Below are 24,564 nucleotides of genomic sequence, written 5' to 3'. Positions count from 1 at the left end.
GTCAGCACTGTACGAGGCGCTGGGTAGTCTCCATCCAGAGGCTCGAACACCCGATGCGACCCCCGACTTGACCGAAGAAGGCACCGCCGTGACACACCCCCTCCTGGATCTGGCCCCGCTGACCGCCGACCACTTCGCGGCGATCGAGCGCCGCGTGGCCGCCCTGCTCGACACCGAGCAGGACGTGGTGATCATGCAGGGCGAGGCGCTGCTCCCCCTGGAGGGCTGCATCCGCGGCGCCGCACACCCCGGCTCCACCGCGCTCAACGTGGTGACCGGTCCCTACGGGCAGACCTTCGGCAACTGGCTGCGCGACTGCGGGGCCGAGGTGATCGATCTGGAGGTGCCGTTCCACGCGGCCGTCACCGCGGAGCAGATCGATCGATCGCTCACCGAACATCCCGAGATCGATTTCGTTTCGCTCGTTCACGCGGAGGCGGCGACCGGCAATACGAACCCGGTCGCGGAGATCGGCGAGGTCGTGCGCCGGCACGGCGCCCTGTTCATGCTGGACGCGGTGGCCTCGGTGGCCGCCGAGCCGCTCCGCCCGGACGCCTGGGGCGTGGACCTGTGCGTGATCGGCGCGCAGAAGGCGATGGGCGGCCCGGCCGGCGTCTCGGCCGTCTCGGTCAGCGCCCGCGCCTGGGAGCGCATCGCCGCCAACCCGAACGCGCCGCGCCGCTCCTACCTCTCGCTCCTGGACTGGAAGCAGCGCTGGATCGACGGCGGCCGCAAGGCCCTGCTGCACGCGCCCGCGCAGCTGGAGATGCTGGCCCTCGAAGCGTGTGTCGAGCGCATCGAGTCCGAGGGCCTGGACGCGGTGACGGCCCGGCACGCCTCGGCCGCCGCCGCGACCCGGGCGGGCGCCGTCGCGCTCGGCGGCGGGCTCGCCCCGTACGTCCACGAAGCAGCGGACGCGGCGCCGGTGGCCACAACTCTGCGCGCCCCGGAGGGAGTCGACGCCTCCGAACTCGTCGTCAAGGCGCTCGCCTCCGACCCCTCGCTGCCGCTGATCGCCGGCGGCGGGGCGCTGGCCTCGACGATGATCCGGGTCAACCACTACGGCGTGGACGCCACGCGCGGCGTCGTCCAGTCCTCGCTCGCGGCGCTGGGTGCGGCGCTCGGCGAGTACGGAATCGCGGTGGACCTGGAGGCTGCCCGCAAGGCCGTTTCCGAAACCTGGTGACACTTTCTCCGCGTTCCTCCGGGACGTAAAGCACAACCGAATTCCGAAAAACGTTCCACAGAACGGGAAGCTGCTTATCCATCGCAGCTTCCCGTTTTCTTCTGCCCCGACTTCCCGACCTCAAACACAAAGGTTTCAACAAGGTTCCGGGGCGGTCACAGGGGTGTGATCGACTCCACATCACTACCGTTTTGTCCGGGAATTACCGGACAAAACGGTTCGCGCGCATGCTCGCGTGATAACACGAACGCGCTCCTCGCACACCCCCTCACGGGAATGCGATTTCAATTTCCGGTCGGTAAATTCCCTCGGCATGACCGCCGCGCAAACAGCAGTCCGTATCGAAAGCCCACGAGTGGAGGACGGAGCCGCGATCTGGCGCATCGCCCGTGACTCCGAGGTGCTCGACCTCAACTCCTCGTACAGCTATCTGCTCTGGTGCCGCGACTTCTCCGGGACCTCCGTCGTCGCCCGCGACGACGCCGGTGAGCCGATCGCGTTCATCACCGGCTACGTACGGCCCGAGCGCCCCGGCACCCTGGTCGTCTGGCAGGTCGCCGTCGACCACGCCCACCGGGGCCACGGGCTCGCCGGGCTGCTGCTCGAAGCGCTGACCGCGAAGGTGTCCGCCTCGCACGGGATCACCGGCGTCGAGACGACGGTGTCGCCGGACAACACCCCGTCCGACCGGCTCTTCACCTCGTTCGCCAAGCGGCGCGGCGCCGCCCTCGACCGTGAACTCCTCTTCGATGCGGGCCTGTTCCCCGACGACGGGCACCAGCCCGAAGTCCTCTACCGCATCGGCCCCCTCCACCCCCAGGGAGAATCGCTGTGACCATCACCCCGCCCGCCCTCAGTGTCTTCGAGTCGCTCGAATCGGAGGTGCGCAGCTACTGCCGCGGCTGGCCCGCCGTGTTCGACCGCGCGCAGGGTGCCCGCCTGACCGACGAGGACGGCCACAGTTACCTGGACTTCTTCGCCGGGGCCGGCTCACTCAATTACGGCCACAACAACCCCGTACTGAAACGGGCGTTGCTCGACTACATCGAGCGGGACGGCATCACGCACGGCCTGGACATGGCCACCACCGCGAAACGGGCGTTCCTGGAGACGTTCCAGAACGTGATCCTGCGCCCGCGCGACCTGCCGTACAAGGTCATGTTCCCCGGCCCGACCGGCACCAACGCGGTGGAGGCCGCGCTGAAGCTGGCCCGCAAGGTGAAGGGCCGCGAGTCGATCGTCTCCTTCACCAACGCCTTCCACGGCATGTCGCTCGGCTCGCTCGCGGTGACCGGAAACGCCTTCAAGCGGGCCGGGGCCGGCATCCCGCTGGTGCACGGCACGCCGATGCCGTTCGACAACTACCTCGACGGCCGGGTGCCCGACTTCCTGTGGTTCGAGCGGCTGTTGGAGGACCAGGGCTCCGGCCTGAACAAGCCGGCCGCCGTGATCGTGGAGACCGTGCAGGGCGAGGGCGGCATCAACGTGGCCCGCGCCGAGTGGCTGCGCGCGCTCGCCGACCTGTGCCGTCGGCGCGACATGCTGCTCATCGTCGACGACATCCAGATGGGCTGCGGTCGCACCGGCGCGTTCTTCTCCTTCGAGGAGGCGGGCATCGTGCCGGACATCGTCACCGTCTCCAAGTCGATCAGCGGCTACGGACTGCCCCTGTCGCTCTGCCTGTTCAAGGGCGAGCTCGACGTGTGGGAGCCGGGCGAGCACAACGGCACCTTCCGCGGCAACAACCCGGCGTTCGTCACCGCGACCGCCGCGCTCGACGCGTACTGGGCCGACGGCCAGATGGAGAAGCACACCCTGGCGCGCGGCGAGCAGGTCGAGCAGGCGCTGCTCGCACTGTGCGCCGAGCACACCCGGCTCGGGGCGAGCTACCGGGGCCGGGGCCTGGTCTGGGGCCTGGAGTTCGCCGACCCGGCCCGCGCCTCCGAGGTGTGCGCCCGTGCCTTCGAGCTGGGGCTGCTCCTGGAGACCTCCGGGCCGCAGAGCGAGGTGGTCAAGCTGCTTCCGCCGCTGACCATCACGCCCGAGGAACTGGACGAAGGCCTGCGGACGCTGGCCCGCGCGGTCGCCGCGACGGTCTGATCCGCCCGCACCCCACCGACGTACACAACCTGCGTACGCAGTCGGCGTACAGCGACAGAAAGGCATCAACTCACCGTGATCGTCCGCTCGTTGAAGGACATCGAGAACACCGACCGCCATGTGAAGGCCGCCTCCGGCACCTGGGAGAGCAAGCGGATCGTGCTCGCGAAGGAGAAGGTCGGCTTCTCCCTGCACGAGACCGTCCTGTACGCGGGCACCGAGACCTCCATGTGGTACGCCAACCACATCGAGGCCGTGTTGTGCACGGAGGGCGAGGCCGAGCTCACCGACGAGGAGACCGGCGAGACCCACTGGATCGCGCCGGGCACGATGTATCTCCTCGACGGCCACGAGCGCCACACCCTGCGCCCCAAGACCGACTTCCGCTGCGTCTGCGTCTTCAACCCGCCCGTCACCGGACGGGAGGACCACGACGAGAACGGCGTCTACCCCCTGCTGACCGAACCCGAGGAGGGCTGACCATGACCGCCCAGGATCTCTACCCCACCCGTGGCACCGCCGAGGTGATCACACCCCGCCAGGACCCGGTCGTCTGGGGCCCGTCCGCCGGACTCGAATCGTTCGAGCAGGACGGCTTCCTCGCGATCGAAGATCTGCTCACGGACGACGAAGTATCGCTCTATCGCTCGGAACTTGAGCGATTGATCGCCGATCCTTCCGTACGTGCCGATGAGCGGTCGATCATCGAACCGCAGTCGCAGTCCGTGCGTTCGGTCTTCGAGGTGCACCGGATCAGCGAGCTCTTCGGGCGGCTCGTGCGCGACGAGCGGGTGGTGGGCACGGCGCGCCGGATCCTCGGCTCGGACGTGTACGTCCACCAGTCGCGGATCAACGTGAAGCCGGGCTTCGGCGCCTCGGGCTTCTACTGGCACTCGGACTTCGAGACCTGGCACGCCGAGGACGGCCTGCCGCGGATGCGGGCGGTCTCGGTCTCGATCGCGCTGACCGAGAACCACGACACCAACGGCGGCCTGATGATCATGCCCGGCTCGCACCGGGACTTCCTCGGCTGCGAGGGCGCCACCCCGAAGGACAACTACAAGAAGTCCCTCCAGATGCAGGACGCGGGCACGCCCTCCGACGAGGCACTCACCAAGATGGCCGACCGGCACGGCATCCGCCTGTTCACCGGCCGGGCGGGCTCGGCGACCTGGTTCGACTGCAACGCGATGCACGGCTCCGGGGACAACATCACCCCGTACCCGCGCAGCAACGTCTTCATCGTCTTCAACAGCGTGGAGAACGCGGCGCAGGAACCCTTCGCGGCCCCGATCCGCCGACCGGAGTTCATTGGGGCGAGGGACTTCACGCCGGTGAGGTGAGACGCTCCCGGCCGGGGGTCCGGGGGTCGCCCCCGGGAGACACAGCATCGGGGCGAGGGACTTCACGCCGGTGAGGTGAACGTCGACTCCCGGGGGCCGTACGCACAGAGATCGTTGGTACGGTCCCTCCATGTCCATGGTCGATGAAACTTCACGAACTCCCGTCACCGCCGCCGACGTCGAGCACGCCGTGCGCCTGTCGGTGACCGCGCTGCGGGCCGGGCTCGCGGCGGACTGGGGCGTGAAGGCCGGAACGCTGGAGTGGGACTGCTGGGAGACCGTCGAGCACCTCTCGGACGATCTCTTCGCCTACGCGGTGCAGCTCGGTCCCGCCCAGCCGCCGCTGGAGGGCGAGGTGCCGTACCTGTGGGAGGCGAAACGTCCCGGCGGCCCCCGCAACGCGGTGCACGCGGACCGCGCGGCGGGGCCGGCCGGGCTGCTTCAGACGCTGGAGGCGAGCGGCGCCCTGCTCACCGCGATGGTCCGCACCGCCTCACCGGAGGTGCGGGCGTACCACGGCTTCGGCGTCTCGGACCCGGAGGGGTTCGGGGCCATGGGCGTCGTGGAGACCCTGCTGCACACGCATGACGTGGCCGAGGGGCTCGGGCTGACCTGGGCCCCACCGGCGGGTCTGTGCGACCGGGTGCTCGCCCGGCTGTTCCGGGACGTGCCGGACGACCAGGACCGCTGGCGGGTGCTGCTCTGGGCCACCGGCCGGGCGGATCTGCCGGGGCGGGCCCGCCCGGACAAGTGGCGCTGGTACGGCGAGCCGCTCAGCCCCGGTGCAGCCACACGCTGAGCGGTCCGGTCGCGGTGAAGCCCGCGCGCAGCGCCGCGGCCAGGTCGTCGCCGCTCTCGTAGCCGACGACCGCGAGGCCCGGCCAGGCGCGGGCGACGGTGGCGAGACAGCCGGCCCAGGCCGCGTCCTGGTCACCGTCGACGGCGTACAGGTTGGAGATGCCCACGACCTGTCCGCTCCTGCTGCCGATGGCTCCCGCGACCACTCTTCCTTCCGCGTCGCGCTCCGCCAGGAAGGTGTGGGCGGTTTCGGCGAGCAGCGCCGGCGGGAAGAGCCCTTCGCTGTCCCCGTCGGACCAGGCCCGCTCCCACTCGGCCAACTCGCCCTCGGTACGCACGGGTTGCCACCCCTCGCCGGTGGCTTCCGGGGCCGGGTGGTGGATCCATTCCGCGTCGAAGAGGACATCGAAGCCGTCGCCGGTCAGGTCGAGCGAGGCGAAGCTGTCCTTCACCGAGGCGCCGGGTGCCGCGAGGTCGATACGGCCGACGATGTCGCGGGGCGAGGCCTCGGGGGTGAGCGTCACGGCGTCCGGATAGTAGAGCGGGGTTCTGCGCGGGCTGGTCCAGGCGTACGGTCCCGACTCCCCCGCGATGCCGTGCGCGCGGCAGAACGCGGCGCACCACTCGGCGTTGTTGCGGACGGCTTGGCGCACCCGCTCGGTGTTGCTGGCATCCATGGTCACGCCCTGGCTCAGCGGGCGGGCAGCAGGTCGAGCAGGCGGTCGACGTCCTCGGCCGAGGTGTAGAGGTGGAAGGCCGCGCGCAGGTTGCCCGCGCGGTTGGAGAGTTCGATGCCGGAGCGGCTCAACTCCTCCTGGCGGTGGCCTAGTCCGGGCACCGCGACGATCGCCGAGCCGGGTGCGGCCACCGGCTCGTAGCCGAGCGGCACGAGCCCCGCGCGGAAGCGGTCGGCGAGCGCGGTGTTGTGGGCGCGGATGCGCTCGGTGCCCAGCTCCTCGACGAGCGCGAGGGAGTGCCGGGCGCCGGTGTACGAGAAGAGCGCGGGGCTCTCGTCGAATCGCCGTGCGGAGTGGGCGAGTTCCTCGATGGGCCCGTAGCAGGTGTCCCAGGGGTGCTCGCCGGCCACCCAGCCCGCGAAGATCGGGTTCAGGCCGCCGAGGTCGTCGGGGACGGTGAGGAAGGCGACGCCGCGCGGGGTGGTCAGCCACTTGAAGCCGACGGTCACCGTGTAGTCGTACGCGTCGGCGTCGATGGGGTACCAGCCCGCGCCCTGGGACACGTCGACCAGGGTGCGGGCGCCGTGGGCACGGGCGGCCTCGCGGATCGCGGCGAGGTCGGCGATGCGGCCGTCGGCGGACTGGACGGCGCTGACCGCGACCAGCGCGGTGCCCGGCCGCACCGCCTCGGCGAGCCGCTCCAGGGGTGCGGTGCGCACCTTCAGGTCGCCGCGCATGTGGAACGGGTTCACCACGGAGCTGAAGTCGGCCTCGGCGACGAGGACTTCGGAGCCTTCGGGCAGCGAGGCCGCGACGAGTCCGGTGTAGACGGCGACGGACGCGCCGGCCGCGACGCGCCGCACGGGCACGCCGGCGAGCCGGGCGTAGGTGGCGCGGGCCGCCTCCACGTCGCCGAACATGTCGGTCGGCGCCCCGGCTGCCGAGGCGGCCACGGCTTCACCCAGGGCCGCCACGGTGCGGGCGGGCAGCAGCCCGGTGCTCGCGGTGTTGAGGTAGGTGGTCTGCGGCGCGAATTCGCCGCGCGCGAGGGAGTCCAGTTCCATGGCTCCACCCTGAATCCCCGCCGACCCCAAGTCAATTGGGCAAAATTGACTGATGCCCCTAAGCAACCCTTATGAATGGGGTGTTACCGGGGAACCTCGCACCCCTCGGGCCCGCAGGCCCCGGCGTCGCCCTCGATGGTCTTCAGGGCCGGGGTGTGCGACTGCCAGGCCTGGTCGAGGGCCTGGGTGAAGACCTCGGCGGGCTGGCCGCCGGAGATCCCGTACTTGCGGTCGAGCACGAAGAACGGGACGGCGTTGGCGCCGAGCTCGGCCGCCTCGCGCTCGTCGGCGCGCACCTCGTCGGCGTAGGCGTCCTCGTCGGCAAGGACCGTACGGACCTCGTCGGCGTCCAGGCCGGCCGCGACGGCGATCTCGACCAGGACCTCCGGGTCGAAGACGGAGCGCTCCTCGGCGAAGTTGGCCCGGTACGCGAGGTCGAGCAGTTCGCTCTGGCGGCCGCGCGCCTTGGCGAGGTGCAGAACGCGGTGGATGTCGAAGGTGTTGCCGTGGTCGCGGCCGTCGGCCAGGTAGCCGAGACCCTCGGCGTGCGCGTTGGAGGCGACGTGCGCCTCCATCTCGCGGGCCTCCTCGATGGTGCGGCCGTACTTCTTGGCCAGCATCGGGATCACCGGGCCGATGTCGCCCTTGGCGCGGCCCGGGTCGAGCTCGAAGGATCGGTGGACCACCTCGATGTCGTCGCGGTGGGCGAACTCCGCCAGGCCCTTCTCGAAGCGGGCCTTGCCGATGTAGCACCACGGGCAGGCGATGTCGCTCCAGATCTCGACGCGCATGTCACTTCTCTCAGTTTGTTGAAGGTCGTACGTTTTAGGCCAACGCGCGGGGTGCCCGGCCCATTCCCGAGCGCTTTCGCCCAGGTCAGGCCGCCGGGGCCAGCCTGCTGAAGGTGGCCCGGTAGGCGCTCGGCGTGAGCCCGGTGCGCCGCACGAGGTGGCCGCGCAGGGAGTCGGCGCTACCCAGGCCGCTGGCCTCGGCGACCTGGTCCATGGCCAGGGTGGTCGTCTCCAGGAGCTCCTTGGCCCGCTCGATGCGCTGGTGCAGCAGCCACTGGAGCGGGCTCACCCCGCTCTCGGCGTGGAAGCGCCGGGTCAGGGTGCGCACGCTGACGCCCGCGTGCCGGGCCAGGTCGGTCAGGGTGAGCGGCTTGTCGAGGTTGCGCATCGCCCAGCCCCGGGTGTCCGCGCAGACCGTCCCGCGCTCGGCGGGCAGCGGGGTCTGGGTGAACTGGGTCTGCCCGCCCGGCCGCACCGGCGCGACCAGCGCCTGGCGGGCCACCTTGTTGGCGACGGCGGCGCCGTAGTCGGTGCGGATGATGTGCAGGCACAGGTCGATCCCGGCCGCGTACCCGGACGAGGTCATGACATTGCCGTCCTGCACGTACAGGACATCGCCCTTGAGGTCGAGCGCCGGGTAGCGCCTGCGCAGTTCCTCGCCGAGTTCCCAGTACGTGGTGGCGCTGCGCCCGTCGAGCAGTCCGGCCTCGGCGAGCACGAAGGCGCCGCTGCAGATGGACGCGATGCGCACGCCCTCGGCGGCCGCCTTCGCGACCACGGCCACCGTGCGCGGGTCGGCCTCGTAGCGCTGGCCGGTCCCGGCGACCAGGACCGTGTCGGCGCCCTCGACCGCGTCCAGGCCCCGGCCCACATACAGGTCGAGGCCGCCGGTCGTGGTGATCGGTCCCGGCTCGGGGGTGCAGACGACCACCTCGTAGCCGGGCCCGCCGTCGACCTCGACCTTGCTGAAGAGCAGCTCGGGGATGGCGAGGTTGAACATCGAGACGGGCGAGGGCGCGATGACGGCGACCCGGTGCAGCGGCATGGCCAGAACCTCCGGACGTATGGCATTCAGGCCACTACTGTACGCGGCCCATGCTCGCCAAGCTGGGGGCATGTCACCGAACACCGCACTCCAAGCCCCGCCCGCCGACCGCCTGTTGACCCCGAAGCCGCCGCGCGGGTCCTCCCCCGCCCTGACCCTCGCCGCCTCCCTGCTCGGCTTCGCACTCATCACGCTGGACGCGTCCGTGGTGAACGTGGCGCTGCCCGCGATCGGCAGCGACCTCGGCGGCGGCATGTCCGGGCTCCAGTGGGTGGTGGACGCCTACACCCTCGCGTTCGCCGCGCTGATGCTCTCGACCGGCGCCTTCGCCGACCGGATCGGCTCGGCGAAGGCGTACGCGCTGGGCACGGTCGTCTTCACCCTCGCCTCGGCGGCCTGCGGCCTGGCCCCGAACCTCGACACGCTGATCGGCGCCCGCGTCGTCCAGGGCGTGGCGGCCGCGGTGGTCCTGCCCGCGTCCCTCGCCCTGGTCCGCCAGGCCTATCCGGACCCCGCCCGGCGGGCCAGGGCGGTGGCGCTCTGGGCGGCCGGGGGTTCGGCGGCCGTCGCGCTCGGCCCGGTCGCGGGCGGCGCGCTGACCACGGTGTGGGACTGGCGCGGCATCTTCTTCATCAACCTGCCCCTGGGCCTCGCCGCCCTCGCCCTGACCGCCCGCGCACCGCGGAGCGAGCGCCGCCCCGCACCGCTCGACCTGCCGGGCCAGCTCGCGGCGGCGGTCGCGCTCGCCGCGCTGGCCTTCGCGGTGATCGAGCAGGGCACGGTACGGATCGTGGCGGGCGCCCTCGCGCTGGCCGCCGGGGTCGTGTTCTGGCTGATCGAGCGGCGGGTGGCGCACCCGGTGGTGCCGCTCGGCCTGTTCCGCGACCGGACGGTGGTCGTCGCCATCGGCGCGGGCTCCGCGGCCAGCGTCGCCTTCTACGGGGTGATCTTCGCCTTCAGCCTCTACTTCCAGCGGGTACGCGGGGAATCCGCCCTGACGGCCGGGCTGATGTTCCTCCCGATGACAGCGCTGATCCCGGTCGTGAACGTCCTCTCCGGCAAGTTGTCCAACCGGTACGGGCCGCGCGTACCGATGCTGAGCGGCCAACTCCTCGCCGTGGCAGGGCTGTTGGTGCTCCTCCTGGCCGACGAGCACACCCCCACGCTGCTCGCCGCGTTCCTGATGGTCCCGCTCGCACTCGGCTGCGGCATCTCGGTGCCCGCGCTGACCGCCGCGATGATGGAGGCGCTGCCGCAGGAGCGGGCGGGGCTTGCGGCCGGTGTCCTCAACGCGGCCCGGCAGGTCGCGGGCGCCCTCAGCATCGCGGTGTTCGGCGCGCTGGTCGCGGGCGACGGCGGCTTCGTGCCGGGCCTGCGCACGAGTCTGCTGGTCGCGGCGGGGCTGTTCGCGCTGTCCGCGGCGGGGACGATGCGGCTGCGGACGGCTGAGCGATTCCCCACCCCGCCCCTTCCCTAGACCCTCCGGGGGCATGCGTTGGGCTGCGGGTCGCGGGTGGCTGGTCGCTCCCCCTTGAGGACGGGGCTCTTACGGCGCGAACGGGGTCCGGGGCGGAGGCCCCGGCGCACCCCGCCCTCGGACGCCACGCACCCCTTATCCGAGCGTCCCGTTCACCCGGCGGGGCAGCCCCAGCGGGTTGTCGTCGCGCAGTTCCGGCGGCAGCAGTGCCTGCGGGGTGCTCTGGTAGGTGACCGGGCGCAGCCAGCGCTCCACGGCGGTGGCGCCGACCGAGGTGGAGGTGGAGGTGGACGCCGGGTAGGGGCCGCCGTGGTGCTGGGCGGGGGCGACCGCGACCCCGGTGGGCCAGCCGTCGACCAGGACGCGGCCCGCCAACCGGGTGAGTTCCGCGAGGAGTTGGGCCCCGGAGCCCTCGCCCTCCGCCTCGGCGGAGGAGATCTGGAGGGTGGCGGTGAGGTTGCCCGGCAGGCGCGAGAGCACCGCGCCGATCTCGCTCTCGTCCGCGTACCGGGCGACGACGGTGACCGGTCCGAAGCACTCCTCCAGGAGCAGGTCGAGCCCGTCCCCCTCCGCCAGCAGCGCGGCCGGTACGGTCAGGAAGCCGCCGCTCACCGTGTGCTCGCCGCCCGCGCCGGGCGTGACCGGGGCCTCGACGCCGGGCAGCGCGGCCCGCTCGGCGACCCCGGCGACGAACGCGTCCCGCATCCGGTGGTCGAGCATGACCCCGGCGTCGGTGTCGCTGACGGCCGCCGTGAGGGCCTTGAGCAGGGCGTCGCCCGCCTCGCCCCGCGGGGCCAGGACGAAGCCCGGCTTGGTGCAGAACTGGCCGACGCCCATGGTCATCGAGGTGCCGAGCCCGGCCCCGATCTGCTCGCCGCGCTCCTCGGCGGCGGCGGCCGTCACCACGACGGGGTTCAGCGAGCCGAGCTCGCCGTGGAAGGGGATGGGCGCGGGCCGCGCGGCCGCCGCGTCGAACAGCGCCCGCCCGCCGCGCACCGACCCGGTGAACCCGGCGGCCGACACCAGCGGATGGCGTACGAGTTCGACGCCCGCGGTGAAGCCGTGCACCAGGACGACGACGTCCTCGGGGAGCCCGGCCCGGACGGCGGCACGGCGCAGGAGCGAGACGCAGAGTTCGGAGGTCGCCGGGTGGTCGGGGTGCGCCTTGACGACGACGGGGCAGCCGGCCGCGAGCGCGCTCGCGGTGTCGCCGCCGGGCACGGAGAAGGCGAGCGGGAAGTTGGAGGCCGAGTAGACGGCGACGACCCCGAGGGGAATCTTGACGCGCCGCAGGTCCGGCCACGGCGGGGTGCGGGACGGGTCGGCGTGGTCGATGCGTATGTCGAGGAAGGAACCGTCCTCGACGGCCTCGGCGAAGGCTCTCAACTGGGCCGTGGTCCGGGCCAGTTCACCGGTGAGCCGGACCGGGCCGAGCGCCGTCTCGGCGTCGGCGGCCTCCACCACGTGCTCGGCCGAGGCGTCCAGGAGGTCGGCCGCGGTCCGCAGGAAGACGGCGCGTACGCTCAGGTCGGCCAGCGCCCCGCGAACGGCGTGGGCGGCCCGGACTGCCTGGTCGACCTCCTCGGGCGTGGCTTCCACCGCAACCTCTTCACGCGGCTTCCCCGTTCGGGGGTCGACACTCCAGACTGGTGCTGCTGCGCTCACCGCGTTGTCCTTCCGCTACCGCTCCTGCCACCCACCGGACTTGTTCGGTATTCTGAACAGAGTTCCCGATGCTGAATATGCTGGGAACTCTATTAACGGGCGTTCCGCCTTGGCAAGAAGCTTCGGCCGGGGCGAGAAGGAGCGGGGTGCTGAATGTCGGCTGCCGATTCAGGTGGAGCACAGGTCAAGTCCGCGGTGCGAACCGTCGAGTTGCTTGAGTATTTCGCGGGGCGGCCCGGAATGCACTCCCTCGCCGCGGTCCAGGAGGCGGTGGGCTATCCCAAGTCCAGCCTCTACATGCTCCTTCGCACCCTGGTCGAGCTCGGCTGGGTGGAGACCGACGCGACCGGCACCCGGTACGGAATCGGCGTCCGGGCCCTGCTGGTGGGCACCTCGTACATCGACGGCGACGAAGTGGTCGCGGCGGCCCGCCCGACCCTGGACCGGCTCTCGGACGACACCACCGAGACCATCCACCTCGCCCGCCTCGACGGCACGAACGTGGTCTACCTCGCGACCCGCCAGTCCCAGCACTACCTGCGCCCGTTCACCCGCGTCGGCCGCCGGCTGCCGGCCCACTCGACGTCGCTCGGCAAGGCCCTGCTCGCCACCCACAGCGACGAGCAGGTGCGCAAGCTGCTCCCGGAGACCCTCCAGCAGCTCACCGAGCACACCATCACCGACCGCGAGAAGCTCATCGAGGAGCTGCACCTCATCCGCGAGCAGGGCTACGCCGTGGACCGCGAGGAGAACACGCTGGGCCTGCGCTGCTTCGGCGTCGCGATCCCGTACCGCACCCCGGCCCGCGATGCGATCAGCTGCTCGGTGCCGGTGGCCCGGCTCACCCCGGCCCACGAACAGATGGTGAAGGACGCCCTGTTCGACGCGCGGGACCGCCTGACGCTGGCGACCCGGCGCCTCTGACGAGCCTCGTCTCCCCCGCGTGGCGGAGGCGGATCATCGGGGCGCAGGACGCGATGGGCCGTGCCCGCGCGGGAGCGTGAGGACATGACCACCGTCGCCCTCACGCGCCCCGCTCTGCGTCCCACCCTGCGGGCCCTCGCCATCGCCTCCTGCCTGCCCTACCTCGCCCTCAAGATCGCCTGGGTCGCGGGCAGTCACCTGGGCATCCCCGAGCACAGCATCCTCCTTGAGCACCGTGCCTTCATGGCCCTGGCCAACAGCGGCACCGTACTCATGGACGCCTGCGTGATCGTGCTCGCACTGCTCCTGACCAGGCCCTGGGGCCTGCGCGTGAAGGCCTGGCTGCTCGCGCTGCCGATGTGGCTCGCCACCGGCCTGCTCGCGCCGGTGATGACCGGATATCCCCTCCAGCTCCTGGTGCGGGCGCTCGGCGGCACCGTAAACAAGCCCACCGACACCGGCAGCACCCCGTACCTCGACGAGTGGGTCTTCGGCGTCGTCTACACGGGCTTCATCGTCCAGGGCCTCGCGCTCGCCACCCTGTTCGCGCTCTACGCCCGCGACCGCTGGGGCCACCTGTGGCGCGGCCGGGTCAGCGAGCTTCCGCAGGAGACCGTACGGCCCGCGACGCGGACGGCCGCCGTCGCCGTCGCGGTCCTTTCGCTGCTTCCGGCCGGGATGCACCTGCTGTGGTCGACGGGTGCGGCGGCGGGCCTGAGCCCGTCCATGGCCGACGGACGGACCTCCGACCAGTACGTCGTGGAGGCCCTGTTCGCGGCGTTCGCCCTGCTCGGCGCGGCGGGGGTGCTGATGCTCGCCTTCGGGCTCGGCCGGTCCCTTCCGCTCCGGGTGCCGTTGGCCCTGGCGTGGCTGGGTTCGGGCGCCACCGCCTGCTGGGGCGGCTGGCTCTGGCTCTCCGCGCTCATGGTCACGGACGGCACGGCGGAGGAACCCACCACGATGATGCACCTCACCTACGCTGTGCAGATGATCGTCGGCATGCTGGTCGTCACCATGGGCACCGCCTTCTTCACCGACCGCTCCCGCCACCCGGACCGGACCACGTGATACGCGCACTATTCGGCATACGGGCCCGGCACCGCTGGGTCCATCTGGTCATCGGCGGGGCCCTGTTGATGCCGTACTTCCTGGTGGGCTCCGTCATCGTCGGCTCGAACGCACCCGGCGCCAGCTCCTTCGACTCGTTCCCGCGGGCGCTCGTCACCTTCGCCATCGCGCTGCCCATCGCCGCCGTCACCGGCCTGGTGCCGATCGCCCGGCCGCTGCTCGTGTTCGGCGCCCGGGCGCTGTGCGGGGTGGATCCGGCGGCGCTCGCCGACGGGCCCGCGCGCTCGCGCGACGCCCGGCTGCGCACCGCCGCCTGGTACACGCTGCATGTCGCGCTCGGCGGGGTCCTCAGCGGGATGAGCCTGGCGCTGCCGCCGTTCACGGTGTTCCTGATCGCGCTGCCCGCCTTCCCGGGCCTGCGCCACACCGTGTACAGCACCTCCGGCCCGCTCTCCACCGGCTGGGGCATCGCGCTCGCCCCGGTCGCCGGGATCGCGATGCTGCTCGGCCTTGCGGCCTGTTCGGCAGCGGCCGGAGCGCTGCTCGCCCGGCTCGCACCGGCGCTGCTCGGCCCGTCGCCCGCCGACCGGTTGGCCGCCGCCGAACAGCGCGCGGCGGAGCTGGCCGTACGCAACCGGCTCGCGCGCGAGCTGCACGACTCGGTGGGCCACGCCCTGAGCGCGGTGACCCTCCAGGCGGGCGCGGCCCGTCGCGTCCTGGACTCGGACCCGGAGTTCGTACGCGAGGCGCTCGCCGCCATCGAGGAGACGACCCGGCGCACGGTCGACGAACTCGACTCCGTACTGGGCCTGTTGCGCCAGGACGACGGCGATCTCGCGACCCCGGGCCTCGCCGCCCTGGAGGGCCTGCTGTCCCGCACCGGCCTGAAGGTGGCGTACACCCTGGAGGGCGATCCGGCCTCGGTGCCCGAACTGGTCTCGCGAGAGGCGTACCGGATCGTCCAGGAGGGTCTGAGCAACGCCCTTCGCCACGGCGGGAGTTCACCCGTCACCCTGCGAGTCGCCGTGGGCGACGGAGAGTTGGTCCTTGTGATGGAGAACCCCCTGTCCGGGGTCGCGCCGGTGGTGCGGCCGGGCGGCGGACGCGGTCTGCGCGGCATCGCCGAGCGGGCCGTGCTGCTCGGCGGGCACGCCTCGGCGGGCTCGGAAGGCGACCTCTGGCGGCTCAGCGCGCGCCTCCCGCTCGGCGGTGCGCGATGAGCGGCGCGGTGCGGGTGGTGATCGCCGACGACGAGCGGATGGTGCGCACGGCCCTGCGGGTGATCCTCGACGCCGAGCCCGACCTGGAGGTCGTCGGCGAGGCCACCACGGGCGCAGAGGCCGTCTCGGTCGTCCGCGACAAGCGCCCCGACGTCGTCCTGATGGACGTCCGGATGCCCGAGATCGACGGCATCCGCGCCACCGAACAGATCCTGGCCACGTCGGCCGCGCCACCGAGGATCGTGGTGGTCACGACCTTCGAGAACGACAGTTACGTGTACGACGCGCTGCGCGCGGGCGCCTCCGGATTCCTCCTGAAGCGGGCCGCCGCCGATGAGCTGATCCAGGCGGTCCGCCTGGTCGCCCGCAGCGACTCGCTCCTGTTCCCCGCGAAGGTGCGCGAACTGGCCGCCCGGCACTCGCCCTCCCGCGCCGCAGCCCCCTGGACGGCCCGGCTCACCGAACGCGAGGCGGAGGTGCTCCGCCTGATGACGACGGGCCTGACCAACGCGGAGATCGCCGGGCGGATGGGGGTCGGACCTGCCACCGTGAAGACCCATGTCGCCTCGGTCCTGGCCAAGACGGGCACCCGCGACCGCACCCAGGCGGTGATCGCGGCGTACGAGTCGGGCTTCGTACGACCCCGATGAAGGTTTCCTGAGAAGACGGGACAAGAGGAACTCCGCGCTCCGGCCCGTCCGTCTTGCGTATGGGATGAACAAGACAATCAGGCGCGCCTCGGTCTTCTGTCTGCTGATGGTGCTCGCCCTCCTCGGACGAGCCACCTATGTGCAGTTCTACGAAAGCCAGGCCCTCGCGGACGACAAACTGAACCGGCGGAACACCATCGCGGAGTACTCGCAGCCGCTCGGGGACATCATCGTGGCCGGATCCCCGGTCACCGGCTCGGAAAGGACGAAGAGCGGCGACCTCGCCTATCGGCGCAGCTACAAGGACGGCCCGATGTATGCGCCCGTGACCGGCTTCGCCTCGCAGGTCTACGGATCGACGCAGCTGGAGGGGATCTACTCCAAGGTCCTCGACGGCAGCGATCCGCGCATGCAGAACCCGTTCGACGCGCTCACCCGGCAGCGCGCGCCGGGCGGCGACGTCCTGACGACCATCGACCCGGCGGTGCAGAAGGCCGGCTTCCAGGCGCTCGGCGACAAGGAGGGCGCGGCCGTCGCGATGGACCCGAAGACCGGCCGCATCCTCGGCATGGTCTCCACGCCGTCGTACGACCCGTCGAAGATCGCGGGTTCCTCGTCGGCGGACGGCGACGTGTGGAAGCAGTTGTCCGAGGACAAGAGCCAGCCGATGCTCAACCGGGCGCTGCGCCAGCCGCTGGCGCCGGGTTCCACGTTCAAGCTGGTGGTGGCGTCGGCGGCGCTGGAGAACGGCCTCTACTCCTCGATCGACGAGAAGACGGCGAGCCCCAACCCGTACCGGATGCCGGGCACGACGACGGACCTGCGCAACGAGTCGGCGTCCGCACCCTGCGAGAACGCCTCGATCCGTACGGCGCTCGAATACTCCTGCAACAACGTCTTCGGCAAGATGGCCGTGGACCTGGGCCAGGACAAGGTGCGGGCGATGGCCGAGAAGTTCGGCTTCAACAACGCGGAGTTGGACGTTCCCGTGCGCGCCGAGGCGAGCGTGTACCCGAAGCACATGAACGCGTCGTCGACGGCGTTGTCCGGCATCGGCCAGTTCGACGTGACGGCGACCCCGATGCAGATGGCCATGGTGTCGGCCGCCATAGCGAACGACGGTGTGATGTCGTCACCGCACATGGTGTCCAAGGTGACGGACTCCAAGGGAGCCGTCCTCCAGTCCTATCCGGACTCGGATTCGGACTCGCATGGAAACCGCATCATGTCGTCGAAGACGGCTCAGCAGATGTACAGCGCGATGGTCTCGGTGGTCACCGACGGCACCGGGTCCAACGCGAAGATCGACGGCATGGAGGTGGGCGCCAAGACGGGCACGGCCCAGCACGGAGTGGACAACTCCAAGAAGCCGTACGCCTGGTTCACCTCGTTCGCCAAGGACGCGAAGACCGGCAAGGAGGTCGCGGTGGCCGTGGTCATCCAGGACTCCGACGCCGAGCGCTCCGAGGTCAGCGGCAACGGCCTGGCGGGCCCGGTCGCCCAGGCGATGATGAAGGCGGCACTGGCCTCACGGTGAACCCCGGGTGAAGCCCGGCCCGGGGCGCACGCGGACGGACGAGCGCCCCGGACCGGAGCAGTTTGCGCTGAGGCCAAGGGCTACGGCAGGAAGTACATCGGGTTCGGGATCTTGTACGTCTTGTCGGCGTAGCCGCCCGAGAGGTCGGTGTACTGGTCACCGAGGTTGGCCACGATGTTGTAGCCGAGCGACTCGATGTGCTTGCGGGTGCCGGCCTTGTAGTCGACGGTCGAGCAGCTCCAGGTGGGCTTGCCGCAGCTCAGGTACGCCGGCGGGTTGGCCTTGTCCTTCAGGAAGAAGTGGGCGGCGTCGACCGGCACGTTGTAGCCCGCCTTGGTGAGGTTGGCGGCGCTTGCAGTGCGCTGAGAGGCATCACGGCCGGTGAGGAAGAAGACGGTGACGCCGTTCTTGGCGGCGTAGTTGACCAGGTCGGGCATGCCGAACACGGCGATCGACTGCGCGCTCTGCACATAGGCGTCGAAGGCGGCCGCGTTGTAGGCGAAGCCGTTCTTCTTCTCGTAGTCGTACGTCAGCAGCGTCGTGTCGTCGACGTCGAGGACGATGGCGGGCTTACGGCCGTCCCGCCCGGGGTGCTCGGCGGCGTGCTTGATCTGCCGCTTGGCGCGGGCCTCTATCTCGGCGACCTGCTTGGCGTAGTTGCTCGTGGGCGACGCCTGGAACTTACCGGAGGCGTCGACGGCACCGCCGTAGTAGGCGTTGATCTTGTCTTCGACCTTGGTGATGTTGGGGATCTCGCGGTCCGACTTCGGCGCGGCGTTGTCGGCGGAGGCCGCGCCGACGCCGTAGAAGGCGACGCCGGTGACGGCGAACGCGGCGGCGGTGGCTGCGGCTTTGGTGAGAGTGCGCATGGGGATTGTCTACGCGCATCACATGGCGCCCCGCCAGGGGAAATGCGGAAATCTTTGCCGCACTGTGTCCTACCGGGGGTAGGGCTCTGTCCCGCCGCTCCGGGGGTGCGGCGGGTCCGGCTGCGCCCGGCGACCGACACCTGGGGCTCCGCCCAGGCCCCGTTGGCTCCTCCCGCCCCGCCTCGGCTGTGACACTCTGCGGCTGCGCCGCGCGGCGTGGGGTTGCGGCTGGGAGGGGTGCGCTGGGGCTCCGCCCCAGACCCCGTTCGCGCCTGAAGGGCGCTCGTCCTCAATCGCCGGACAGGCTAGGGGTCGGCTGGCGTCCGCGATCACTTGATGAGCCGGAGTGGGCTGCCGTCTCGTCCTCGCCGGACCTGGCTAGGAGCGGGCCGCTGTGCGTAATCCCTGGACGGGCTGGGAGGGGGCTGCTGTCCATAATCCTTGGACAGGCCGGGAGCGGGCTGGCTGATGTCCGTGCCCCTGGACGAGCAGGGGGTGGGGCCCTCCTGATCCCTGCACGGGCTAGGAGCGGACCGGCTGGTGTCCATGCTCACCGGGCGGGCTGGATGTGGGCTGATGTCCGTGTCCCCTGGACGGGCAGGGAGTCGGGCCCTCCTGATCCCTGCACGGGCTAGGTGCGGACTGGCCGGTGTCCATGCTCACCGGGCGGGCTGGATGTGGGCTGATGTCCGTGTCCCCTGGACGGGCAGGGAGTCGGGCCCTCCTGATCCCTGCACGGGCCGGGAATTGGGCTGATGTCCATACTCACCGGACAGACTGGATATGGACTGGTGCCCGTGCTCGCCGGACGGGTTGCAGATGCTCGGCCCTGCCAGGGATCGTGCTGCTGGGGGCGCGGGGAAGTGCGCGACCAGCCGTCCACCGGGCCGCAGTCAACCGACAGCGCATTCAGCCTCTCCGGCGATTGAGGAGCGAGGTCCGGGGCGGAGCCCCAGGCAACGACCGCCGGGCCGCAGCCCAGCAGCCATCCCCCGGAGGGTCTGGGGAAGGGGCGGGGTGGGGAAGCTCGCCGCACGCGGCTACCCCAGCACCCCCGACCCCCGCACCGCCTCAAGGTCCGCCTCCGACGCCAACCCCGCGTGATACAACCGGAGTTCCGTCGCCCCCAGCGCCGCCGCCCGGGCCGCATCCTCCGCCAGCGCACCCGGCCGACCCCCCATCCCCGACACCACCGTGAAGTTCGCGGCAAGCACCGCCCCCAAGACCCCCCTCATGGCGAAGGGCGCGAGAAGTTCCGGCCCGCCCGCGCAGGGCACGACCACCCCGTCGGCCACGCCGAGAATGCGCCCAGGGTCGACCCCCGCGTTGGCCCCGCACCGATCCCTCCGCGGATCCGCGTGCAGCAGCACCTGAAACCCCGGCCGGGCCCGGGCCCGTACCGCCGCGACGGCCTCCTCCTGGAGCTCCCTCGCAACCCGCGCGCGGAACTCCAGCGTGGCCGCGCGCAGTTCACCGCCGGACGCCCCCACCGGCCCACCCCGCCACACCGGCTCCAGCGCCCCCCGCACCCGTACCCTCAACTCGCCCGCGTCCAGGCCGACTTCGGCGTACCCCCGCTCGCAGGACGCGCAGAAGCAGAGCGACATCAGGTACTGCGCGGTGTCGTCCAGGGATGCCCCCGCGATTTTGTCGTGGGCGTGCAGGTGCGCGAGGCCGTACCAGCCGCAGGACTCCAGTTCCGTGCCGGACGTGCCGGGCCGCACCGCAGCCTCCGCCGCCAGCGCGACGAGGTACGCGCGGACCCGGGGCTGGGCGATGCACGGCGCCCAGGGGTAGCGGTCGCCATAGGCGTTGACCACCGAGATGGTGGGGTGCTCCGCGCCGAGCCGGGAGTTGTGTGCGAGCACCACCCAGGAGTGCACGTCGAGCCCGGCCGCCGCCAGCGCCTCGGCGGCCTCACCGTAGGCATCACCCGGCGCCCAGGACCCGGCCGGGTAGGGCCTCAACTCCCTTTCCTGCCATGCTGGTTCATCGGGGGGATATAGCATCGCCGCGTGCTCGGCCGTGACGATGCGGTGGCGCGGGTGACGGGGCGTCAGGGCGCGGGTCGAGTGGTAGGCGGAGGCGAGCGTCACCTGGCCGACCCCGAGGTCCGCGATGCGGGCGGGGGCGTCCGGGTCGCCGAGGACGTCCCAGGGATAGAGGAACGCGGAGGCCTTCACACGCCCGCCCCGGAAGCGGGCGCCCCGGGTGCCGATCCTCCTCCGCCTGCCCCGGGTGCGGCGACCCCGGACACACCGGCCCCGCCCACCCCACTCTCCCCCGAAGCCAACAACTCCCGCCCCCGCTCGATCAGCGCGGCCAACTGCTTGACGTGGTCCGCGTCCGGCTCGCTCAACGGCGGCCGGACCTCGCCCACCTCCAGGCCGCTCAGCCGCACCCCTGCCTTGACCAGCGAAACGGCGTATCCGCGGCCCTGGTTGCGCAGTTCCACGAGCGGGACGAAGAACCCGTCGAGGAGGCGGTTGGCCGTCTCGTCGTCGCCCGTCGCCAGTGCCCGGTGGAAGGCCAGCGCGATGTCGGGCGCGAAGCAGAACACCGCGGAGGAGTACAGGGTGATGCCGATGCCGCGGTAGGCGAGGCCGGTGAGTTCGGCGGTGGGCAGGCCATTGAAGTACAGCGGGTCCAGGCCCGCCGAGCGTACGGCGCTGACGATCCGCTGCATCAGGTCGAGGTCGCCCAGGCCGTCCTTGAAGCCGATGATGCCGTCGACGCGGGCCAGCGCGACGGCGGTCTCGGGGGTGAGGATCGCGTTGTCGCGCTGGTAGACGATGACGTCGAGCGAGGTCGCCGCGGCCAGTTCGGTGTAGTGGCGCAGCAGGCCCGCCTGGTCGGCGACGACGAGGTACGGCGGCATCGCGAGCAGCCCGTCGGCGCCGGCCTCCTCCGCAAGCCGGGCGTACTGGACGGCGAGGGCCGTGCCGTACCCGGCGCCCGCGACCACCGGGACGCGGCCCGCGCTCTCCTCGACCGCCGCGGCGACACAGTCCCGGAACTCCTGCGGGGTCAGAGCATGGAACTCCCCCGTGCCGCAACAGGCGAACACCGCGGCGGCACCGGCCTGGATCCCGTTGCGCACGTGCGCGCGGAAGGTGTCGAGGTCGAGGCCGCCGCCCGGCCCGTACGCGGTCACGGGGAAGAACAGCGGCCCGCTGACGTGGGTGAGACGGGCGGCGAGCGGGGCTGAGGTCACGGGCTGCTCCCTGGGCAAGGACCGTCACGAGGGCGACCGGCGTGCACAATTCTGACCGTCGTCCATATTTCTGAACGACGCCACGCTAAGCCCGCGCCCAGGCGTCGGTCAAGGTGAACAGCCCTGACGCCCGGGCGGATTCGACGCCTCGGCGCGCCACTTGACGTGGTTCGACCGCGCTCCCTAGCGTGTCCACGCATGTGAACTGCATCCATGGATACAGTAGATGATTGCGCAGGCCGTTACCTCTTGCGGCTCCCTGGACCGCCCGCCCCCACCCCGAGGAGAGCCCATGCCCCGTCCCCGCACCGTCCTGCTCACCGGCGCCGCCGGCGGGCTCGGCACCCTGATGCGCGGGCTGCTCCCGGCGTACGGATACGAGCTGCGGCTCCTGGACGTGCTGCCGATCCCCGGTGAGCCGGGGGCGATCACCGCCGACCTCGCCGACAAGGACGCGCTGCGCGAGGCGGTCCGCGGGGTCGACGCGGTGCTCCACCTCGCGGGGATCTCTCTCGAAGCCTCCTTCGACAAGATCCTCAAGGCCAACATCGAGGGCACGTACAACCTCTACGAGGCCGCGCGCGAGGAGGGCGTACGGCGGATCGCGTTCGCCTCCTCCAACCACGCGGTGGGCTTCACGCCCCGCCCCCTGGACGCGGACGACCCGCTGATTCCGGTCGCCACCGCGCACCGGCCCGACACGTTCTACGGGCTTTCCAAGGCCTTCGGCGAGGACCTCGCGCAGTTCTACTGGGACAAGCACGGCCTGGAGACCGTCTCGGTCCGCATCGGCTCCTGCTTCCCGGAGCCCACCTCCGTACGGATGCTGTCGATCTGGCTGAGCCCCGGCGACGGCGCCCGCCTCTTCCACGCCGCGCTCACGGCGGAGCGGGTCGGGCACACCGTGGTGTACGGGTCGTCCGCCAACACCCGCCTGTGGTGGGACCTTTCATCGGCGCGGGCGCTCGGCTACGAGCCACGGGACGACTCCGAGCGGTACGCGGAGAAGCTCGTGGCCGAGCAGGGCGAACTCGACCCGGACCAGCCCGAGCACGCCCGCCTCGGCGGCCACTTCACCACCGACCCGCCGATCTGGCCGCACTGACCCTGGGGGCACGGGAGCAGCACGGGGAGCACGACGCCGGCATCCGGTCGAGGTTCGAGGTTCGAGGCCCATGGGGGTTGGAGGTTCGTCGAGGTTCGAGGCCTATGGATGTTCGAGGTTCGCCGAGGTTGAAGGTCCGTCGAGGTCCATTGAGGTCCGTCGAGGTCCGTCGAGGTCCGTCGAGGTCCGTCGAGGTCCGTCGAGGTTCAAGGAACCGTAAAGCGGCTCCGATCGTTTCTGGGACATGACCGCAATGACCCCCGGCTCGAACCTTCCGCTCCCGACCACCCGAGTGACGGTGGACGTGGCCGCTCCCGTACGGCTCGACGTCTCGGGCCTGCTGCTCACCGCCGACGGCAAGGTGCGCTCGGACGACGACTTCATCTTCTACAACCAGCCGCAGGGCCCAGGTGTCACCCACCGCTCCGGCGGCGGCACCGCGCCCGACGCGATCGTCGTGGACACCGCCGCCGTTCCGCCCGGCATCGAGAAGATCGTGGTGACCGCGAGTCCGGACGCGGCGGGCCAGACCTTCCAGGGCATCGAGCCCACGGCCACCCTGCGCAACGGCGACGACGGCAGCGTGATCGCCACCTTCACCCCGCCCCGGCTCGGCACCGAGACGGCCCTGGTGGTCATGGAGATCTACCTGCGCGGCGGCGCCTGGAAGGCCCGCGCGGTGGGCCAGGGGTACGCCAACGGCCTGGCCGGGATCGCCACGGACTTCGGCGTCTCGGTAGAGGAGCCCGCGGCGCCGCCCGCCGCACCGCCGATGCCGTCCGCCCCGCCGGCCGACCCGCGCATCACCGCCCCGGCCCCGGCCGCCCCTTCAGCGCCGCCCGCGAGCAGCGGAAAGATCAACCTGGACAAGGGCCGGGTCAGCCTCCAGAAGAACCAGACGGTCTCCCTGGTCAAGGGCGGCCGCCCGCTGCTCTCCCAGGTCAAGATGGGCCTCGGCTGGGAGCCCGCGTTCCGAGGCAAGGACATCGACCTGGACGCGTCGGTGATCGCGTACGGGCCGCAGCGCAACCACCTGGACAGCTGCTACTTCGGGAAGCTCTCCATCCTGAACGGCGCGATCAAGCACTCCGGCGACAACCTGACGGGCGAGGGCGCGGGCGACGACGAGGTGATCGTGGTCGACCTCGGCCGCATCCCCGCCGAGGCCACCGGCCTGGTCTTCACCGTCAACTCCTTCTCCGGCCAGAAGTTCACCGAGGTCGCCAAGGCGTACTGCCGCCTGATCGACGCGGCGAGCGGCGAGGAGCTGGTGCGCTTCGACCTGACCGGGGCGGAGCCGCAGACCGGGGTCATGATGGCGAAGCTGATCAAGCAGTTCTCCGGAGAGTGGGAGATGACGGCCCTGGGCACCTTCGTGAAGTCCCGTACCGCCCGAGGCATGGTGAAGCCGGGAGCGGAGGTCCTTTAACTTTTGCGGCTCGGTGGGCTGGAACCGGTAACCAGACCGGACCGGTACCAGCCCGTAGATCCGTCTGCCCGCCCGCCGACCTGCCGGCCTGCCGAGTGCCTGACGCCCCCGCTCTCTATCTGGCCAAAGGCTTGCGGCACCGGGTATCGCCCTCGACGTGCCGCCAGTCGTCCGGCCGCGCCCCGCTCATCGACACGAGGTGGCCCGGGCCGGTGACCTTGATCGCCGCGCCCTCAATGGGCCGGTCGCAGCGGATGCAGATCCTGATGCGGCTCATGCCCGTCATGAGGCTTGCCCCGCCTTGGCGACAAGGAGAAAAAGTGGGCCGATGCCGTGGTCGGCGGCGCACTTGAGGTGGCTGTACTCGAACCGTGTGCTGCCGTCCGGCGTACCGACCATGCG

General features: G+C 71.4%; 23 protein-coding genes. 14 read left to right on the top strand and 9 right to left on the bottom strand.

The window, feature by feature from the left end; genetic code table 11:
• Nucleotides 1-88 precede the first annotated feature (88 nt).
• From ACWC2B_RS05705 to ACWC2B_RS05680, 6 genes are all read left to right on the top strand, one after another.
• Nucleotides 89-1,186, top strand: coding sequence for a pyridoxal-phosphate-dependent aminotransferase family protein (locus ACWC2B_RS05705; RefSeq protein ID WP_450715151.1), 1,098 nt, complete (start codon nucleotides 89-91; stop codon nucleotides 1,184-1,186).
• Between the two features lie 313 nt (nucleotides 1,187-1,499).
• Nucleotides 1,500-2,021, top strand: coding sequence for a diaminobutyrate acetyltransferase (gene ectA / locus ACWC2B_RS05700; RefSeq protein WP_450715150.1), 522 nt, complete (start codon nucleotides 1,500-1,502; stop codon nucleotides 2,019-2,021).
• Nucleotides 2,018-3,286, top strand: coding sequence for a diaminobutyrate--2-oxoglutarate transaminase (gene ectB / locus ACWC2B_RS05695; protein ID WP_450715149.1), 1,269 nt, complete (start codon nucleotides 2,018-2,020; stop codon nucleotides 3,284-3,286). Before ectA ends, ectB begins: the two co-directional genes overlap by 4 nt.
• Before the next feature lie 75 nt (nucleotides 3,287-3,361).
• Nucleotides 3,362-3,766, top strand: a complete 405-nt coding sequence (locus ACWC2B_RS05690) for an ectoine synthase (protein ID WP_450715148.1) — start codon at nucleotides 3,362-3,364, stop codon at nucleotides 3,764-3,766.
• Between the two features lie 2 nt (nucleotides 3,767-3,768).
• Nucleotides 3,769-4,629 (top strand): ectoine hydroxylase, encoded by an 861-nt coding sequence (thpD, locus tag ACWC2B_RS05685; protein ID WP_450715147.1) that lies wholly within the window; start codon nucleotides 3,769-3,771, stop codon nucleotides 4,627-4,629.
• Nucleotides 4,630-4,759: 130 nt separating this feature from the next.
• Nucleotides 4,760-5,428, top strand: coding sequence for a hypothetical protein (locus ACWC2B_RS05680; protein WP_450715146.1), 669 nt, complete (start codon nucleotides 4,760-4,762; stop codon nucleotides 5,426-5,428).
• On the opposite strand, the gene ACWC2B_RS05675 is transcribed toward ACWC2B_RS05680, so the two are convergent.
• The 4 genes from ACWC2B_RS05675 to ACWC2B_RS05660 form a co-directional block, all read right to left on the bottom strand.
• Nucleotides 5,403-6,104, bottom strand: a complete 702-nt coding sequence (locus tag ACWC2B_RS05675) for a hypothetical protein (RefSeq protein ID WP_450715145.1) — start codon at nucleotides 6,102-6,104, stop codon at nucleotides 5,403-5,405. The two genes, ACWC2B_RS05680 and ACWC2B_RS05675, sit on opposite strands and share 26 nt — an antisense overlap.
• Nucleotides 6,105-6,118: 14 nt before the next feature.
• A complete protein-coding gene (locus tag ACWC2B_RS05670) occupies nucleotides 6,119-7,168 on the bottom strand; it encodes an aminotransferase class V-fold PLP-dependent enzyme (protein WP_450715144.1) in 1,050 nt (349 codons plus the stop codon).
• An 83-nt stretch (nucleotides 7,169-7,251) separates the two neighbouring features.
• Nucleotides 7,252-7,959, bottom strand: coding sequence for a DsbA family oxidoreductase (locus tag ACWC2B_RS05665; protein WP_450715143.1), 708 nt, complete (start codon nucleotides 7,957-7,959; stop codon nucleotides 7,252-7,254).
• 85 nt (nucleotides 7,960-8,044) lie between these two features.
• Complete coding sequence (locus ACWC2B_RS05660; RefSeq protein WP_450715142.1) at nucleotides 8,045-9,004, bottom strand: GlxA family transcriptional regulator; 960 nt, start codon at nucleotides 9,002-9,004, stop codon at nucleotides 8,045-8,047.
• 70 nt (nucleotides 9,005-9,074) lie between these two features.
• Between ACWC2B_RS05660 and ACWC2B_RS05655 the strand changes: the two genes are divergently transcribed.
• Nucleotides 9,075-10,481: an MFS transporter gene (locus tag ACWC2B_RS05655; protein ID WP_450715141.1), complete on the top strand. Its 1,407-nt coding sequence runs from the start codon at nucleotides 9,075-9,077 to the stop codon at nucleotides 10,479-10,481.
• A 135-nt stretch (nucleotides 10,482-10,616) separates the two neighbouring features.
• Here the strand turns inward: ACWC2B_RS05655 and ACWC2B_RS05650 are convergent, their stop codons facing one another.
• The gene (locus ACWC2B_RS05650; RefSeq protein ID WP_450715140.1) at nucleotides 10,617-12,146 is read right to left on the bottom strand and encodes an aldehyde dehydrogenase (NADP(+)); all 1,530 of its coding nucleotides are present in this window, start codon (nucleotides 12,144-12,146) and stop codon (nucleotides 10,617-10,619) included.
• Between the two features lie 153 nt (nucleotides 12,147-12,299).
• On the opposite strand from ACWC2B_RS05650, the gene ACWC2B_RS05645 reads away from it, so the two are divergent.
• The 5 genes from ACWC2B_RS05645 to ACWC2B_RS05625 all read left to right on the top strand — a co-directional run bounded on the left by ACWC2B_RS05645 (nucleotide 12,300) and on the right by ACWC2B_RS05625 (nucleotide 17,545).
• Nucleotides 12,300-13,070, top strand: coding sequence for an IclR family transcriptional regulator (locus ACWC2B_RS05645; RefSeq protein ID WP_053729383.1), 771 nt, complete (start codon nucleotides 12,300-12,302; stop codon nucleotides 13,068-13,070).
• A gap of 84 nt (nucleotides 13,071-13,154) precedes the next feature.
• The gene (locus tag ACWC2B_RS05640; protein WP_450715139.1) at nucleotides 13,155-14,138 is read left to right on the top strand and encodes a hypothetical protein; all 984 of its coding nucleotides are present in this window, start codon (nucleotides 13,155-13,157) and stop codon (nucleotides 14,136-14,138) included.
• Entirely contained in the window at nucleotides 14,135-15,358 is a 1,224-nt protein-coding gene (locus ACWC2B_RS05635; RefSeq protein WP_450715138.1) for a sensor histidine kinase, read from the top strand. Before ACWC2B_RS05640 ends, ACWC2B_RS05635 begins: the two co-directional genes overlap by 4 nt.
• Nucleotides 15,355-16,008 carry a response regulator gene (locus ACWC2B_RS05630; RefSeq protein ID WP_450715137.1) on the top strand — a complete coding sequence of 218 codons (654 nt, stop codon included), beginning with the start codon at nucleotides 15,355-15,357 and terminating at the stop codon, nucleotides 16,006-16,008. Before ACWC2B_RS05635 ends, ACWC2B_RS05630 begins: the two co-directional genes overlap by 4 nt.
• A gap of 64 nt (nucleotides 16,009-16,072) precedes the next feature.
• A complete protein-coding gene (locus ACWC2B_RS05625) occupies nucleotides 16,073-17,545 on the top strand; it encodes a peptidoglycan D,D-transpeptidase FtsI family protein (RefSeq protein ID WP_450715136.1) in 1,473 nt (490 codons plus the stop codon).
• 80 nt (nucleotides 17,546-17,625) lie between these two features.
• Here ACWC2B_RS05625 and ACWC2B_RS05620 read toward each other — a convergent pair whose 3' ends face one another.
• The 3 genes from ACWC2B_RS05620 to ACWC2B_RS05610 all read right to left on the bottom strand — a co-directional run bounded on the left by ACWC2B_RS05620 (nucleotide 17,626) and on the right by ACWC2B_RS05610 (nucleotide 21,628).
• Nucleotides 17,626-18,414, bottom strand: a complete 789-nt coding sequence (locus ACWC2B_RS05620; protein WP_450715135.1) for an HAD family acid phosphatase — start codon at nucleotides 18,412-18,414, stop codon at nucleotides 17,626-17,628.
• 1,040 nt (nucleotides 18,415-19,454) lie between these two features.
• Nucleotides 19,455-20,597 (bottom strand): hypothetical protein, encoded by a 1,143-nt coding sequence (locus ACWC2B_RS05615; protein ID WP_450715134.1) that lies wholly within the window; start codon nucleotides 20,595-20,597, stop codon nucleotides 19,455-19,457.
• On the bottom strand, nucleotides 20,594-21,628 hold the full coding sequence (locus tag ACWC2B_RS05610) for a 5-dehydro-4-deoxyglucarate dehydratase (protein ID WP_450715133.1): 1,035 nt from the start codon (nucleotides 21,626-21,628) through the stop codon (nucleotides 20,594-20,596). The genes ACWC2B_RS05615 and ACWC2B_RS05610 overlap by 4 nt, the downstream gene beginning before the upstream one ends.
• Nucleotides 21,629-21,920: 292 nt before the next feature.
• Here ACWC2B_RS05610 and ACWC2B_RS05605 point away from each other — a divergent pair, with 292 nt between their 5' ends.
• Together ACWC2B_RS05605 and ACWC2B_RS05600 are read left to right on the top strand one after the other, a co-directional pair.
• Entirely contained in the window at nucleotides 21,921-22,733 is an 813-nt protein-coding gene (locus ACWC2B_RS05605; protein ID WP_450715132.1) for an NAD-dependent epimerase/dehydratase family protein, read from the top strand.
• Between the two features lie 244 nt (nucleotides 22,734-22,977).
• Nucleotides 22,978-24,162: a TerD family protein gene (locus ACWC2B_RS05600; protein ID WP_450715131.1), complete on the top strand. Its 1,185-nt coding sequence runs from the start codon at nucleotides 22,978-22,980 to the stop codon at nucleotides 24,160-24,162.
• A gap of 115 nt (nucleotides 24,163-24,277) precedes the next feature.
• Here the strand turns inward: ACWC2B_RS05600 and ACWC2B_RS05595 are convergent, their stop codons facing one another.
• Nucleotides 24,278-24,439: a hypothetical protein gene (locus tag ACWC2B_RS05595; protein ID WP_450715130.1), complete on the bottom strand. Its 162-nt coding sequence runs from the start codon at nucleotides 24,437-24,439 to the stop codon at nucleotides 24,278-24,280.
• Nucleotides 24,440-24,564 lie beyond the last annotated feature (125 nt).

It is taken from the genome of Streptomyces sp. NPDC001415, assembly GCF_053597395.1.
This window is presented reverse-complemented; position numbering and strand designations above follow the sequence as displayed.

Bases quoted from the DNA above. Each gene is read 5' to 3' on its own strand.
- ectA (WP_450715150.1), top strand. From the start codon at position 1,500: ATGACCGCCGCGCAAACAGCAGTCCGTATCGAAAGCCCACGAGTGGAG.
- thpD (WP_450715147.1), top strand. From the start codon at position 3,769: ATGACCGCCCAGGATCTCTACCCCACCCGTGGCACCGCCGAGGTGATC.
- ACWC2B_RS05680 (WP_450715146.1), top strand. From the start codon at position 4,760: ATGTCCATGGTCGATGAAACTTCACGAACTCCCGTCACCGCCGCCGAC.
- ACWC2B_RS05675 (WP_450715145.1), bottom strand. From the start codon at position 6,104: ATGGATGCCAGCAACACCGAGCGGGTGCGCCAAGCCGTCCGCAACAAC.
- ACWC2B_RS05670 (WP_450715144.1), bottom strand. From the start codon at position 7,168: ATGGAACTGGACTCCCTCGCGCGCGGCGAATTCGCGCCGCAGACCACC.
- ACWC2B_RS05665 (WP_450715143.1), bottom strand. From the start codon at position 7,959: ATGCGCGTCGAGATCTGGAGCGACATCGCCTGCCCGTGGTGCTACATC.
- ACWC2B_RS05660 (WP_450715142.1), bottom strand. From the start codon at position 9,004: ATGCCGCTGCACCGGGTCGCCGTCATCGCGCCCTCGCCCGTCTCGATG.
- ACWC2B_RS05655 (WP_450715141.1), top strand. From the start codon at position 9,075: ATGTCACCGAACACCGCACTCCAAGCCCCGCCCGCCGACCGCCTGTTG.
- ACWC2B_RS05645 (WP_053729383.1), top strand. From the start codon at position 12,300: ATGTCGGCTGCCGATTCAGGTGGAGCACAGGTCAAGTCCGCGGTGCGA.
- ACWC2B_RS05640 (WP_450715139.1), top strand. From the start codon at position 13,155: ATGACCACCGTCGCCCTCACGCGCCCCGCTCTGCGTCCCACCCTGCGG.
- ACWC2B_RS05630 (WP_450715137.1), top strand. From the start codon at position 15,355: ATGAGCGGCGCGGTGCGGGTGGTGATCGCCGACGACGAGCGGATGGTG.
- ACWC2B_RS05625 (WP_450715136.1), top strand. From the start codon at position 16,073: ATGAACAAGACAATCAGGCGCGCCTCGGTCTTCTGTCTGCTGATGGTG.
- ACWC2B_RS05620 (WP_450715135.1), bottom strand. From the start codon at position 18,414: ATGCGCACTCTCACCAAAGCCGCAGCCACCGCCGCCGCGTTCGCCGTC.
- ACWC2B_RS05605 (WP_450715132.1), top strand. From the start codon at position 21,921: ATGCCCCGTCCCCGCACCGTCCTGCTCACCGGCGCCGCCGGCGGGCTC.
- ACWC2B_RS05600 (WP_450715131.1), top strand. From the start codon at position 22,978: ATGACCGCAATGACCCCCGGCTCGAACCTTCCGCTCCCGACCACCCGA.
- ACWC2B_RS05595 (WP_450715130.1), bottom strand. From the start codon at position 24,439: ATGAGCCGCATCAGGATCTGCATCCGCTGCGACCGGCCCATTGAGGGC.